13 protein-coding genes and 1 pseudogene are annotated in these 14606 nt (G+C 31.3%); 7 read left to right on the top strand and 7 right to left on the bottom strand.

Annotated elements, in window-relative coordinates; genetic code table 11:
* Positions 1-11 precede the first annotated feature (11 nt).
* From rfbB to KTC94_RS13390, 3 genes are read right to left on the bottom strand one after another with little or no spacing between them, the layout of a single operon-like run.
* Positions 12-1067 (bottom strand): dTDP-glucose 4,6-dehydratase, encoded by a 1056-nt coding sequence (rfbB, locus tag KTC94_RS13400; protein ID WP_220319835.1) that lies wholly within the window; start codon positions 1065-1067, stop codon positions 12-14.
* A 4-nt stretch (positions 1068-1071) separates the two neighbouring features.
* On the bottom strand, positions 1072-1986 hold the full coding sequence (gene rfbA / locus KTC94_RS13395) for a glucose-1-phosphate thymidylyltransferase RfbA (RefSeq protein WP_220319834.1): 915 nt from the start codon (positions 1984-1986) through the stop codon (positions 1072-1074).
* 50 nt (positions 1987-2036) lie between these two features.
* On the bottom strand, positions 2037-2705 hold the full coding sequence (locus tag KTC94_RS13390; RefSeq protein WP_220319833.1) for a sugar transferase: 669 nt from the start codon (positions 2703-2705) through the stop codon (positions 2037-2039).
* A gap of 644 nt (positions 2706-3349) precedes the next feature.
* Here KTC94_RS13390 and KTC94_RS13385 point away from each other — a divergent pair.
* From KTC94_RS13385 to KTC94_RS13355, 7 genes and pseudogenes are all read left to right on the top strand, one after another.
* Positions 3350-3574, top strand: a complete 225-nt coding sequence (locus KTC94_RS13385) for a DUF1659 domain-containing protein (protein ID WP_216303881.1) — start codon at positions 3350-3352, stop codon at positions 3572-3574.
* A gap of 55 nt (positions 3575-3629) precedes the next feature.
* Positions 3630-3866 (top strand): DUF2922 domain-containing protein, encoded by a 237-nt coding sequence (locus tag KTC94_RS13380; protein ID WP_220319832.1) that lies wholly within the window; start codon positions 3630-3632, stop codon positions 3864-3866.
* Between the two features lie 1625 nt (positions 3867-5491).
* A complete protein-coding gene (ltrA, locus tag KTC94_RS13375) occupies positions 5492-7309 on the top strand; it encodes a group II intron reverse transcriptase/maturase (protein ID WP_258876409.1) in 1818 nt (605 codons plus the stop codon).
* 211 nt (positions 7310-7520) lie between these two features.
* Positions 7521-9300 (top strand): annotated as a pseudogene (ltrA, locus tag KTC94_RS13370) (group II intron reverse transcriptase/maturase).
* Between the two features lie 74 nt (positions 9301-9374).
* On the top strand, positions 9375-9503 hold the full coding sequence (locus KTC94_RS13365) for a YvrJ family protein (protein WP_216304430.1): 129 nt from the start codon (positions 9375-9377) through the stop codon (positions 9501-9503).
* Positions 9504-9696: 193 nt separating this feature from the next.
* Positions 9697-9921 carry a DUF1659 domain-containing protein gene (locus KTC94_RS13360; protein ID WP_220319831.1) on the top strand — a complete coding sequence of 75 codons (225 nt, stop codon included), beginning with the start codon at positions 9697-9699 and terminating at the stop codon, positions 9919-9921.
* 60 nt (positions 9922-9981) lie between these two features.
* A complete protein-coding gene (locus KTC94_RS13355; RefSeq protein WP_165413849.1) occupies positions 9982-10218 on the top strand; it encodes a DUF2922 domain-containing protein in 237 nt (78 codons plus the stop codon).
* A 137-nt stretch (positions 10219-10355) separates the two neighbouring features.
* Here KTC94_RS13355 and KTC94_RS13350 read toward each other — a convergent pair whose 3' ends face one another.
* Genes KTC94_RS13350 through KTC94_RS13335 form a run of 4 tightly spaced genes read right to left on the bottom strand, consistent with a single transcriptional unit; the run spans position 10356 to position 14606 of the window.
* On the bottom strand, positions 10356-10958 hold the full coding sequence (locus tag KTC94_RS13350; RefSeq protein ID WP_258876408.1) for a VanZ family protein: 603 nt from the start codon (positions 10956-10958) through the stop codon (positions 10356-10358).
* The gene (wecB, locus tag KTC94_RS13345; RefSeq protein WP_290441251.1) at positions 10946-12094 is read right to left on the bottom strand and encodes a non-hydrolyzing UDP-N-acetylglucosamine 2-epimerase; all 1149 of its coding nucleotides are present in this window, start codon (positions 12092-12094) and stop codon (positions 10946-10948) included. The genes KTC94_RS13350 and wecB overlap by 13 nt, the downstream gene beginning before the upstream one ends.
* 18 nt (positions 12095-12112) lie before the next feature.
* On the bottom strand, positions 12113-13339 hold the full coding sequence (locus KTC94_RS13340) for a nucleotide sugar dehydrogenase (RefSeq protein WP_220319830.1): 1227 nt from the start codon (positions 13337-13339) through the stop codon (positions 12113-12115).
* The gene (locus tag KTC94_RS13335) at positions 13326-14606 is read right to left on the bottom strand and encodes a lipopolysaccharide biosynthesis protein (RefSeq protein WP_216303884.1); all 1281 of its coding nucleotides are present in this window, start codon (positions 14604-14606) and stop codon (positions 13326-13328) included. The genes KTC94_RS13340 and KTC94_RS13335 overlap by 14 nt, the downstream gene beginning before the upstream one ends.

Below are 14606 nucleotides of genomic sequence, written 5' to 3'. Positions count from 1 at the left end.
TACATTACCTCCTATTTTTTTAAATACATTTCATTATAATATTTCTGATAATCTCCAGATGTAATATTATTCATCCATGAAGTATTATCCAAATACCACTTTATAGTTTTTTCTATTCCAACTTCAAATGTAGTTTCTGGATACCACCCTAATTCTTCTTTTATTTTAGTCGGATCTATTCCATACCGCATGTCATGACCTTTTCTATCCTCTACATGTTTTATTAAGTTCTCAGTTACTTCACCATCTACATTTTCATTTATATATTTTATAACTGTTTTAACTATCTGCATATTTGTTCTCTCATTATGTCCACCAACGTTATAAACTTCTCCAAGTCTTCCATTATTAATAACCATATCTATTGCTTTGCAATGATCTTCAACGTATAACCAATCTCTTACGTTTAATCCTTCACCGTACACTGGTAAATCTTTATGATTTAAACAATTGTTAATTAAAAGTGGTATTAGTTTCTCTGGAAATTGGTATGAACCATAGTTATTTGAACATCTAGTTATATTAATTGGCATTTTAAATGTATCCGCGTATGCTTTGACCATTAAATCAGCACCTGTTTTACTTGATGAATATGGGCTATGAGGATCTAATGGTGTTGTTTCCATAAAATATCCTGTATCTCCTAGTGATCCATATACTTCATCTGTGGATACTTGAAGATATTTTTTTCCTTGTATCCAGCCTTCCTTTGTCTCCCATACATTCTTAGCTGCATTTAAAAGATTTACTGTACCTATTATATTAGTCATAGCAAATAGTTCTGGTTCTTTTATACTTCTATCAACATGAGACTCTGCTGCAAAATGCACTACATAATCTATATCATATTTTCCAAATAAATCATTCACTATGTCCTTATCACATATATCTCCTTGAATAAATATATAATTTGGGTTGGTTTCAATACTTTTTAAACTTTCTAGGTTTCCCGCGTATGTAAGTTTATCTAAATTTATTATTTTTATATTTGAGTATTTATTTAACATACATATTACAAAATTTGAACCGATAAATCCAGCTCCACCAGTAACTAAATAAGTCTTCATCTCTTTATTCCCCTTCCAATGTTGCTGCAACTTGTTTCGATGACATACTATCTTTTTCTGAATCAATTATATTATATAAATATTGTCCATATTCAGTTTTCATAAGTGGCTCAGCTAGTTCCTCCAATTGTTCTTCATTAATATATCCTTTTCTATAAGCGATTTCTTCAATACATGCTACATATAGACCTTGTCTTGTTTGAATAGCTTCAACAAAATTTGCTGCATCTAATAATGATCTATGTGTCCCTGTGTCCAGCCAAGCCATTCCTCTTCCGAATAATTCCACCTTTAATTTTCCTCTTTTTAAATATTCATTGTTCACTGCTGTTATTTCAATTTCTCCTCTGCCTGATGGCTTAACGCCCTTAGCTATTTCCACTACATCATTGTCGTAGAAATACAGCCCTGGCACAGCATAATTCGACTTTGGCTTCTGTGGTTTTTCTTCTATAGATATAACATTATTGTTTTCATCGAATTCAACTACTCCAAATTCCTTTGGGTTACTTACGTGGTATCCAAATATAGTAGCTTCTTCTCTTTCAACAGCTTTTTTAAGTCTTTCTGAAAAACCATATCCATAGAATATATTATCCCCAAGTACTAAAGCTACTTTATCAGTTCCTATAAATTCTTCTCCTATTATAAACGCTTCTGCAAGTCCTCTTGGCTCTTTTTGAATTGCATATTGTATATTAATCCCTATTTGACTTCCATTACCTAATAGCTCTTCAAAACCTGCAGTATCTCTTGGAGTTGATATTATTAATATATCCTTAATCCCCGCAAGCATTAAAACTGATAATGGATAGTATATCATCGGTTTATCATATACAGGCAATATCTGTTTTGATACTGATTTAGTTACAGGATACAGTCTTGTTCCTGATCCGCCAGCTAAAATAATACCTTTCATATTGTTCATCCCCCTTACTTAATCTTTATTTTTAATTACTAATTTTTTAATTACCTTGCCCCCTCATCCCCAAACAGCACTCCCACCGTTTTGAAGATAAGACTTATATCTATCCATGTATTTCTTTCTTCTATATACTCAACATCCATTTCCATCCACTCTTTAAAGCTAATATCACTTCTACCCCTAACCTGCCAATAGCAGGTTAACCCTGGCTTTGCAATTAACCTTAGTTTTTGGAAAGATGTAAACTGTGTAACTTCTTTTGGCAGGCTTGGTCTTGGTCCAACAAGTGACATGTCTCCCTTTAATATATTAAATAGCTGAGGTAACTCATCTATACTTGTCTTTCTTATAAAGCTTCCTATTTTAGTTACTCTTGGATCTTCTTTCATCTTAAACATAGGTCCTGACATTTCATTTTTTGTTTTGAGCTTCTCCAAAAGACATTCTGCATCCATGCACATAGATCTAAACTTATACATTTTAAATTGCGTACCATCTTGTCCAACTCTATCCTGAGCAAAAAAAATAGGTCCCTTTGAATCGAGTTTTATCCAAATGCCAACAATAATCATCACCGGGCTTAGAAGTATTACCCCACATAAAGCACCTATAATATCAATTATTCTTTTAATTATAAAATATCCTATGTTTTTGTCATACTCGCGGACAATCTCCGCCTGTGTAACTTTTGAATTTCTTTCTAATTCTTGCATTTATGTTCCCACCCCCATTTTATTTTCCCAAAATTTCTATCTCCCCAAATAACACGCAAATTGCCAATTAGAATTCTTCCAATTTCTACAAAATGTCCGTGTCTTATTGTATAACTTTGTAAGTTTTATGTCAAATTTTAAACTCACCACTTCATTGATTTACTGTTCGCATACTCCGAAATACATCAAATCATTACTTATTTTACAGTTTTTGAAAAATACAATCACCTTTAAAGTGTTATATATCAATGGTTTCCCATATTACATCTATCGACTTTATACATTATTTTATAATCCTTTCACTTTATATCTTGTAAAAAAACGGTTAATTTATTAGCATTTCTTTTATATGATTAAATCCGCTATTAACATACAATTTTATACATTTAAATGTAATTTAACCACATAATTGATTATACCATAAAATTCACACTGTTTTCCCCACTATTTTCACAATAAAACAAGAATTCTAAGACTTTTAATAAAATCCTAGCATTCTTATTAGCTCTCTTATAGATTCATCCTAAACCGTTGTTACCTTGTCCTTTCTTAGCTCTTTTATATAAATTTTCAAAACTCCGCACAAAATTTCAGGGCAGCATATATATTTAGTGAAAACAAAATAAAAGGAAGGAGTGATCAACATGGCAGTTGTATCTACAAAGGTATCAAGCGCACTAAAACTCACTATGAAAGTAGGGGTTGATATCGATGGTAACGACAAATTCGCAACAAAAACACTAGGTAATTTAAAAGTTACTGCAGTGGATGAGGACATTTTTGCAATAGGAAAAGCTATATCTAACATTAAAACTTATCCATTATTTACACTAGACAGACAAGACCAATTTAGCTTAGTTATGGAATAGTTTTTCTACTTAAAATTTAGAGTTAAATTAAATAATTAAAAGGAGGAAAAGACATATGCATAAATTAGTTATGAGATTTTTAACATCAATAGAAGGTAAATATTTCACTTTAACCGTAGATGACATTAAAGCTGATGAAAAGGGAGTGCCAACTATAAAAGAAGCTGAGGTAAATGCTCTTATGGATCTAGTTATTGCAAAGAACATTTTTGCATCAGCCAGTGGCAGCTTAACAGGCAAGAAAGATGCTAAAGTAGTTACTACTGATACTAATGAAATTGAAGTAGCATAGTAAAATTATCACCTGAGGTGAAAAAGCTTACAAATATATTTAAGAAACCTATAGAAAACAATTAGATAAAGCATATATATTATCTATAGCGGTGAGGGAGGTAATGCACTATGTATGATGCATTTATTAAACTGGTTAATACAGTTGGCTTCCCTATAAGTGTGAGTATATATCTATGTGCGACTTGTTGCTAGACAATACTGAGCGAGGGTTCAGAACAAAACTAGCCTAATTTAGAAATAAATTAGAACTATTATCATGATAGGTAGAATGATAGGGTAACGCCTTGAAATGCCTCCCTAAAACTACGATTAGCGTTTTAGTAGGTGAATACTAAAGGGTTAAAAGCTCGTTGAAGTCGGCTGAGATAGTACCCTAACAAATCCGATAGGATGTTGAGGAATAGCGAACCAGAGGTGGTCGAGTACTAAATAGGCCGGGGGTCTATAAAATATCTATGGTTAGTATGATACTAAGTATCTGACAAAATTGGGAATGTACAGGTCTAAAATATGAATACTCATAACTGGGTATACCACTACAGTGGGATAAGTGAGGACTAGTAAAATTATAGGTTATGAAAATCCTTATAGTGTTAAAGGCACTATCAAGCTTATAGGCTTAATCCAATGACCTAAGGATATATGCAAAGATAATGATAATGGAACAAGGTAAGCTGAGAATACGGAGATTTTACCGTCTTTGAAGTAGTAATAAGGAAAACAGCATAAAGCTGTACAACTTATTTTTATCTCAGTAAAGTGGTGCCACAGTACCGATAAAACCTTGATAATAAGGGGTGGAGGGATAGGCACTAGACAATTTGTTATTTGAAAATTAAATACTGAATAATTCAAGGTTCGGGTAAGACTAAGGTGCGACTTGTTGCTAGACAAAAGTAAGCGTGGGTTTACTACAAAACTAGCCTAATCAGCCAATTAAAACTTGGAAATTAGAACTGTTATTACGATAGGTAGAATGATAGGGTAACGCCTTGAAATGCCTTCACAAAGGTATACGAATAGCGTTTAGCTAAATAAATAGTAAAATGTTATAAGCTCGTTAAAATGCTTGAGAGCTACCGTAAGTAGAAGAAAAATAATCCCTACACGAAATGCGAACCAGAGGTGGTCGAGTAGTGATAGAGCCAGTGTCTATAAAATATCTATGGTTAGGATGTTCCATAAGGAACTGACGAAATCGGGAAGGTAAGGGTCTTAACTTACGATACTTAGAAATGAGTATAACACATAAGTGTAGTAAGTGTGGATAAGTAAAACTTTTAGTTATGAAAGTCCATATAATGTTATAGGCATTATCAAGCTTACAGGCTCATACCGATTACCTAAGGATATATGTAAAGATAGTAATAATGGAACAAGGGAAACTTGGAATACGGAGGTTTTACTACCAATGAAGTAGTGATAAGGAAAACGTAAGTATAACTTATCTTAATCCAAGCGAAAGTGGTGGCATAAAGCAAAGATGAATATTGTAATGATGTTCTAGCAATAGCCACTAGACAAAATGTTGATTAAAAATTAAATACTGAATAATTTCAAGGTTCGAGTAAGAAGAAGAGATATGAAACCGAAATTGTGCAAACAAAGGAGGAAGTAATAGACTTGAAGGAAAGCTTAAAATTAGAGAAAAAGCAAAAACTAAGAAATAATGAATATTACGCAATGCAACCAATACTTGACGAATTGTATAAGAAAGCTTGTAGTAAAAATAAATTTACAAACTTGATGCAGTATATAACGTCTAAAGAAAATATTTTACTAGCATATAGAAATATTAAGAAAAATAAAGGTTCAGCAACAGTTGGAACGGATAAACTTAATATAGATTTCTTTAAGGAAATGGATAATGATGAATTTGTGAAATATATACAAAATAAATTCAAAAATTATTTTCCCAAAAGTGTTCGCAGAGTAGATATTCCAAAACCAAATGGTAAAACTAGACCTCTAGGAATACCATGTATAGATGATAGAATAATGCAACAATGTATTAAACAAATAATTGAACCAATATGTGAAGCTAAATTTCACAAACATAGTTATGGTTTTAGACCGAATAGGTCAACAGAACATGCTATTGCAAGATGTATGAGTTTAATGAATCAAGCTAAATTACACTACGTTGTAGATGTAGATGTAAAAGGCTTCTTTGATAACGTAAACCATAGTAAACTAAAAAAGCAACTATGGAATATGGGAATACAAGATAAAAACCTCATAAGCATCATTGGTAAAATTCTTAAATCAGAAATACAAGGAATTGGAATACCGACAAAAGGAACGCCTCAAGGGGGCATAATTAGTCCATTATTAGCCAATGTGGTATTAAATGAACTTGATTGGTGGATAAGTTCTCAATGGGAAACATTTGTGACAAAACATAAATACTCTAAACCTGAACACAGATATAATGCCCAAAAGAAAACTAATTTAAAAGAAATTTGGTTCGTAAGATATGCAGATGATTTTAAAATATTTTGCAGAGATGCTAAAACTGCTCAAAAAATCTATAATGCTACAAGAAAATGGTTAGAAGAAAGATTAGGGTTAGAAATTAGTCCTGATAAATCTAAGATAACTAATCTAAGAAAGAATTATACAGAGTTTTTAGGTTTTAAACTAATGGTTAAACCTAAAAAGAATAAGTATGTATGTCAAAGTAGAATGTGTGATAAATCTGTTCAAAAGACTATTAATAAGTTAAAAGAACAAATTAAAATAGCACAAAAAAAATGTATTGCAAAAGAAATATCAAAGTTAAACTCCATAATATTAGGAAGTCACAACTACTACAGGTGTGCTACCAATGTTGTAAAGAATTTTGGTTACATTAACTTCTTAGTTACAAAAACCTTAGAAATACGATTAAGGAATTATATATCGGATAAACCGAAACTTTCGGAAACCTATAAACGGTTATACGGTCAATATAAAGGTAAAATAAGAACGATACAAGGAATGACTATATTTCCAATCTATGGTTGTAGAACTAAAGTCGCATTATGTTTTAATCAAGTGAAATGCAATTATACTGAAAAAGGAAGAAAGGCAATCCATGTACAACTTAAAGGTAGTAGCATTAAACTAATAAAATACTATTTGAGCACTGTACACGAAAGTCAGACAACTGAATTGAGTGATAATAGTATTTCACTTATAGCAGGACAACAAGGCATGTGTTACGTTACTGGTGAGCCACTAGAAATTGGAAATATGGAATGTCACCACAAGATGCCTAAACAATTAGGCGGAATGGATGAATATAAAAATCTTGTATGGTTAAAAATGAGTGCACATAAATTAATACATTGCACACTACCCACAACTATTGAAAAATATCTAGGTTTATTGTCCCTTGATGAAAAAGGGTTAAAGCGAATTAATTCTCTAAGAAAGCAAGTAGGAAATTCAGTTATTTAATTAAATAAAAACAAATTGTTGGAACGCCGTATGAGCTGGAAACTCTCACGTACGGTGTGAGGTGGGGGAAAAGTTGGAGATAACTTCAAAGATTTACCTATCACTATAGATATGAACCTAAATTTGTATTTATACAAAGGAGGAAGTAGTAGACTTGAAGGAAAGCATTCTAGAGAAAAGACAGATACTAAGAAATAATGAGTACTACACTATGCAAAACACATTCGATAGCTTATATGAAGATAGTAGTAAAGGTAAAAAATTTACTAAGTTGATGCAATATATAGCATCTGAGCAAAATATTTTATTAGCCTATAGAAACGTTAAGAAAAACAAAGGATCTATAACTGCTGGTACTGATAAACTAAACATTGATTATATCAAGAATATGGGTATAGAAAAATATGTAAAACATATTCAAGATAAGTTCAATAACTATCAACCTAAGAGTGTAAGAAGAGTTGAGATTCCAAAAGCTAATGGAAAAACAAGACCACTAGGAATACCTTGTATTGATGATAGAATAATTCAGCAATGTATAAAACAAGTATTAGAACCAATATGCGAAGTTAAATTCCACAATCATAGTTATGGATTTAGACCGAATAGGTCAACCCAACATGCGATAGCTAGAAGTATGTTCTTGATGAACCAATGTAAACTACATTATGTGGTTGACATAGATATTAGCGGTTTCTTTGATAATGTTAATCATAGCAAATTAAAAAAGCAAATGTGGAATTTGGGAATACAAGATAAAAATTTATTAAGCATAGTGGAAAAAATCCTTAAATCAAAGATAGAAGGTATAGGTATTCCATATAAAGGAACGCCTCAAGGCGGGATTATTAGTCCATTACTATCCAATATTGTGTTGAATGAATTAGATTGGTGGATAAGTTCTCAATGGGAAACATTTGAAACTTCTCATGACTACAGAAGTTATAGAAAATCCGGTCAAATAGATGTTAGTCATAAATATACGGCAATGAGAACCACTAAACTAAAGGAACTTTGGCTAGTGAGATATGCGGATGATTTTAAGATTTTTTGTAAGGACATAAAAACTGCACAAATCATTTTTATTGCAACTAAGAAATGGCTTAAAAAAAGATTAGGATTAGACATAAGTATGGAAAAATCTAAAATAACCAATCTTAGAAAAAATCATACAGAGTTTTTAGGCTTTAAGTTAATGGTTAAACCAAAGAACAAGAAATTTGTTTGTCAAAGTAACATGTGTGATAAAGCAAAAATCAATACTATAAATAAGTTAAAAAAAGCAAATAAGAAAAATACAGAAAAAACCGACACCTAAAGAAGTATGTAAATTAAATGCAATAATACTAGGTATCCATAACTACTATAAAATAGCAACGAGGGTTAGTATAGATTTTGGTGAAATAAATTTCTTAGTAAGAAAAACCTTGAATATAAGACTAAGAGGGTTAATGAGTAATAAGCATAAAAAATCCAAAAGTTATGAAAAATTATATGGAGATTACAAAGGTAAAACCCATTCAATTAGAGATGTGACAATCTTCCCTATAAGTTTTGTGAGGACCAAAAATGCCACAAGCCTTACTCAGAGCATCTGTAATTATACCCCAAAAGGAAGGGAGCTAATACATAGTAAACTAAAAGGATTTAATACTCTTATTAAGTATCTTTTGATAAATATAGATATTAAAAATAGTGTTGAGTTTAATGATAATCGTATATCCCTAATGATTGGACAAAAGGGTAATTGCTATGTAACGGGTAAAAGACTGATAATAGGTAACATGGAGTGCCATCATAAAAAACAGAAAAGTGATAATGGTACAGATGAATATAAGAATCTAGTGTGGTTAAGTCATGAAGCACATAAATTAGTCCACTGTTCAACAGTGGAAACAATTAATAAATATGTGAATGAGTTGGATTTGAATGCTAAAGGATTGAAATACATTAATTCTCTAAGAAAGTTAGTAGGAAATTCAGTTATTTAATAGAATAAAATACAAAATGTTGGAACGCCGTGTGAGCTTGAAAATCTCATGCACGGTGTGAAGGAGGGGAAAAGGTGGAGATAATCTCAAAGCCTTACCTATTCCTATTGGTTAGATTTGAGAAGAAGATTGAGGACCTCAATAAATCTATCGCAGATTTAACTATAGTTATATCCACCGTTATAGGAAAATACGAAAAATAAGGGTACCATTATAGATTGGTATTCTTATTTTTTTATTTCTTCTACTCTAAAATCTCTCCCTGTTCATAACAAACTTTAAGATATTGTGGTGTCATATAATAGATTGCCATATAAATTTTTCAAAACTCCGCACAAAATTTCAGTGCAGCATATATATTTAGTGAAAGCAAAATAAAAGGAAGGAGTGATCAACATGGCAGTTATATCCACAAAGGTATCAAGCGCACTAAAACTCACTATGAAAGTAGGGGTCGACATCGATGGTAATGACAAATTCGCAACAAAAACACTAGGTAATTTAAAAGTTACTGCAGAGGATGAGGACATTTTTGCAATAGGAAAAGCTATATCTAACATTAAAACTTATCCATTATTTACACTAGACAGACAAGACCAATTTAGCTTAGTTATGGAATAGTTTTTCAACTTAAAATTTAGAGTTAAATTAAATTAAATAATTAAAAGGAGGAAAAGACATATGCATAAATTAGTTATGAGATTTTTAACATCAATAGAAGGCAAATATTTTACTTTAACCGTAGATGACATTAAAGCTGACGAAGAGGGAGTTCCAACTATAAAAGAAGCTGAGGTAAATGCTCTTATGGATTTAGTTATTGCAAAGAACATTTTTGCATCAGCGAGTGGCAGCTTAACAGGCAAGAAAGATGCTAAAGTAGTTACTACTGATACTAATGAAATTGAAGTAGCTTAGAAAGATAGTTTCTCGCACTAAACTGGTATCTATAGAACAGACACTTTGAAAAAAGTGCTTGATCTATAGGTGCTTTTTTGCATGTTTTATATGAAGCTATTGTTCCATAGGTTAGAGTTCCATACTATAAAAAAACTTCAGTGAGCGTTTTTTTTAATCGAATATCTAGCATATATCTTATAATATGCTAGATAAAAAAATCCCAAGCCTATTAAAGAACCTCCGAAGTCTATTAACACATCGCTTACTGATGATCCCCTACCTAAAACAAACATTTGATGGTATTCATCAGTTACTGCATAAAATAAACATATAAACATTATACAAAATAAAGCATCCCGTCCTTTAAGTCCAAATAAAAATAAAAAATTTGCAATAATCACTGCTAATATACCATACTCAATTGCATGTGCATTTTTTCTAATAAGTATGTTTATTTTTTTATCTCTTAAACTTTTAGGTAACACGCTGGGTTTCGCCTTAGTTAAATCGTTTTTACCCTCCAAAGTATTCTTATTGTTTCTTATAGATTGAACAATTTCATAACTTCGCAAATTTGACGATGAACCAGGTTTAGAAGAATTATAAAATATTAATCCCATCCATAATAAGCATAATACAATACTTAGTTTTCTCAATATATCACCATCCAATATTCCAATAAAGTTTATTATATCATATTTTAATATAATATTTCTAATTTTAACATTTAATAGCGGCTGTGAATTTAATATTCGCAAAACTCTTCCGACTTAACTCCTAATCCAAATCTATAAAGTATCGCTGCCACTATTCTCTCCGATGCTCTTCCATCTCCATATGGATTAATAGCTTTAGCCATTTTTTGATATTCTGCTTTATTTACAATTAACTCATTGGCCATATTATAGATATCATCTTCAATAATTCCAGCTAATTTAACAGTACCAGCTTCAGAAGCCTCCGGTCTTTCGGTCTCTGTCCTTAAAACTAATACTGGTTTCCCTAAAGCTGGAGCTTCTTCTTGTAAACCTCCTGAGTCCGTCATAACCATATAGCTTCTATCTATCAAGTTATGCATGTCTTGAACATCAATTGGATCAATCAAATAAATTCTTTCCTTATTTCCAATAATCGAATTAACAGTTTCTCTAACTGCTGGATTCAAATGAACAGGATAAATAAATGATACATCTCTATGATCTTCAGCTAATCTTTTGATAGCATTGCATATATTTTCTAAAGGTTCTCCGAGATTTTCTCGTCTATGAGCCGTAACAACAATATATTTACTTGAATTAAAATCAATTTTTTTAAGTATTCTATTTTTAAATTTATAGTCTTTTCTTACAGTATGTTTGATTGCATCAATAACAGTATTGCCTGTTAAATAAATATCCTTATTAATGCCTTCACTTAACAGATTTAACTTATTTGTTTTTGTAGGTGCAAAATGCATCTCAGCTATACTCCCAGTTAGTTTTCTATTCATTTCCTCTGGAAATGGTGAATACTTATCAAAAGTTCTAAGTCCAGCTTCAACATGACCTACAGGCACTTTGTTATAAAATGCTGCTAATGCTCCTGCAAAAGTTGTTGAAGTGTCACCATGGACCAGAACAATTTCTGGTTTAAGTTCTAGGATAACTTCATTTAATCCATTAAGCGCATCGCTGGTTATTGTAGTTAACGTTTGCCTTTGTTTCATAATATCTAAGTCATAATCTGGTTTTATATCAAATATTTCCAACACTTGATCAAGCATCTCTCTATGCTGAGCTGTCACACACACGTAGCTTTCTATTTCAGAGTATCTTTCTAATTCTTTAACCAGCGGTGCCATCTTGACAGCTTCTGGTCTCGTCCCAAATATACTTAATATTTTGATTTTATTCAAGAACATCACCACATCTTTCTATAATTTATAAGCATTATCAAAAACACAAATATTTTTAGTATCAAGAACTAACTTATTCTTGATTAATTTCATATTATCCTTAATATGATTATGAGCTACCATAATAACTAATATTTCTATTTCATTAATAAAATCTTCAAAGTCCATAAACTGATGATCAACAATTCGAGTTTTAACAAATGGATCAAATACTTTTATACCGAATGCTAAATGCTCATCCATTTTCTCTAAAAGTTGTAATGTTGGACTCTCTCTTGTATCATCAACATTTTCTTTATATGTCAATCCATATAAACCAACTTTTGAAATATCCTTAATACCATATTCTCTCATTATGTCTCTAATTCTACCTAACACATGAGTTGGCATAGAATCATTAATCTTTCTTGCAGATAGAATTAAGCTTGTTAAATCAGGATAATCCCCCACTAAGAACCATGGGTCAACTGATATGCAGTGACCACCTACACCCGGTCCTGGTTGTAAAATGTTTACCCTTGGGTGCATGTTGGCAGTTTTAATAATTTCATAAACATCCATATTGTCTACTCTGCAAATTTTAGTAAGTTCATTTGCGAAGGCAATATTTATATCACGATACGTATTTTCAACGACCTTGGACATCTCAGCCGTTCTGATGTCTGTAACTATTATTTCGGATTTACAAAAACTAGAATATAATAATTTTATTTTTTCACCGATTTCCTTAGTATCAGCACCAATTGTTCTTGAATTAAATTCAAGTTCATGAATCATGTTTCCAGGTATAATTCTTTCAGGAGCATGAACTAAGTGAACATCTTTTCCGATTACAAGTCTTCTCTTTTCAATTTCAGGACGAACATACTTATCAATTGATCTCGGCGATATCGTAGACTCAATAATTATTATCGAACTTTTTTCACAAACATCTAACACATTATTTACTGCTGAAATAACATATTTAGGGTCAATCTTTTTACTTTCTTTGATGTATGGTGTAGCAACAGCAATTATATAAGTATCTGTTTTGATATATTCAGTGGTAAACTTGATGCCATTTATTAATGCGTCATCAAATAACTGACCTAAGTCCTTTTCTTCAAAAGTAAGTCTCCCTTCACTTAAAGTTTTTACCAACTCTTTATTATAATCTGTCCCTATTATGTTCACCCCATTTTTAGCAAACATTAAAGCTGTTGGTAATCCTATATAGCCTAATCCAATTATATTAATTTTTGACATGATTGTCACTCTCCTTACTCAATTTATACATAACAATAATCATATTACTATGCATAATCATATATAGTAATGAAATTAATAGTAAGAATTGCTCGATTGGTAAGTTTCTAAAATAGGAAATTAAATATACAGCAAATTCTCCTACAAGCAATATACTTTGTAAAATTAACTCAATATGTTGCTTATTTGATACAATAAAACTTGTTGTGAGTGATTCTGCAATAAGCCTTAAACAAAACATTGGTGCAAGTAATCTCACATACTTCCCGGCTGTTTCCCACTCCGCTCCAAAAAACAAAGAAAATATCCAAGGCGCTAATATAGCCATCAGCATAATCATAGGAATAATAATGATTGATAACACTATTATTGTTTTTCTGAATGTTCTTTTATAATTTCCACATTCCATTATTTCTTTAACTGCGCTATCGAAAAATACCCTTGCGATATTAGCACTAATTACAGAAAAGGGGATACCCAAAACACGATATGATAATGAATATAATCCTAACTGTTCTGTAGAATAAACACTTTTAATAAAAAGATTAATGCTAGAATATATTGAAGTAGTTATTAATGCAGAAGATGCATTGTAGATAGGTTGTTTTCTATGTTTTAAAAAAGATTTTTTAATTGCCTCAAAATCAATTTTTTTAAATTCTCCCATTTTCTTTCGAATATCTTTTGACTGACGGCCTAAACCCACAAATGAACTTACTATTTGAGAACAGATTAAACCCGGTATTCCAACATTAAACAAACCACTTATAACCAGCAAAGTATTGTTAACTCCTGATTTAATCACCGTAACTGATGAAATCAATTTATATAATGAATTTTTGTTGTTGTGCGCAAGTAGAATATTATTTAATCCATATGCTGCTAGCAAAACAGTTATTGCGCAAATACACATCCACAATGAAAAACCAGAATAGTCACTTCCCATAAAAACCATTCCATAAACAATTCCAATAATTACGCTTAATGGTATAAAAAGAAATAGACATAGTTTCATAACAGAATAAGTATCTTTTTCAGTTTTTGCTACAACAATGGCCATATCATATTTCAAACAGATAACAGGCCCAAACAATGATACAGCAGTTGCTACCACTGTATAGGCTCCCAACTGTTGCGGTGTAAACAGCCTAGTTGTAATTGGAGATACAATTATAGAAATAACTTGCGCTATTAAAGATCCACTTGCCAACATAGAAAAAGATAGTAAAAATTTATTCGCTTTAAATCTATTCCAAAGCTTTTTCAT

The organism is Clostridium sp. CM028 (genome assembly GCF_030585565.1).
Classification (GTDB): Bacteria; Bacillota; Clostridia; order Clostridiales; family Clostridiaceae; genus Clostridium_AD; species Clostridium_AD estertheticum_B.
Note: the sequence above shows the minus strand (reverse complement) of the source record. Positions and strands in the feature narration are given on the sequence as shown.

Coding starts and splice junctions, on each gene's coding strand:
- rfbB (WP_220319835.1), bottom strand. CDS start 1,067: ATGAAGACTTATTTAGTTACTGGTGGAGCTGGATTTATCGGTTCAAAT.
- rfbA (WP_220319834.1), bottom strand. CDS start 1,986: ATGAAAGGTATTATTTTAGCTGGCGGATCAGGAACAAGACTGTATCCT.
- KTC94_RS13390 (WP_220319833.1), bottom strand. CDS start 2,705: ATGCAAGAATTAGAAAGAAATTCAAAAGTTACACAGGCGGAGATTGTC.
- KTC94_RS13385 (WP_216303881.1), top strand. CDS start 3,350: ATGGCAGTTGTATCTACAAAGGTATCAAGCGCACTAAAACTCACTATG.
- KTC94_RS13380 (WP_220319832.1), top strand. CDS start 3,630: ATGCATAAATTAGTTATGAGATTTTTAACATCAATAGAAGGTAAATAT.
- KTC94_RS13360 (WP_220319831.1), top strand. CDS start 9,697: ATGGCAGTTATATCCACAAAGGTATCAAGCGCACTAAAACTCACTATG.
- KTC94_RS13355 (WP_165413849.1), top strand. CDS start 9,982: ATGCATAAATTAGTTATGAGATTTTTAACATCAATAGAAGGCAAATAT.
- KTC94_RS13340 (WP_220319830.1), bottom strand. CDS start 13,339: ATGTCAAAAATTAATATAATTGGATTAGGCTATATAGGATTACCAACA.
- KTC94_RS13335 (WP_216303884.1), bottom strand. CDS start 14,606: ATGAAAAAGCTTTGGAATAGATTTAAAGCGAATAAATTTTTACTATCT.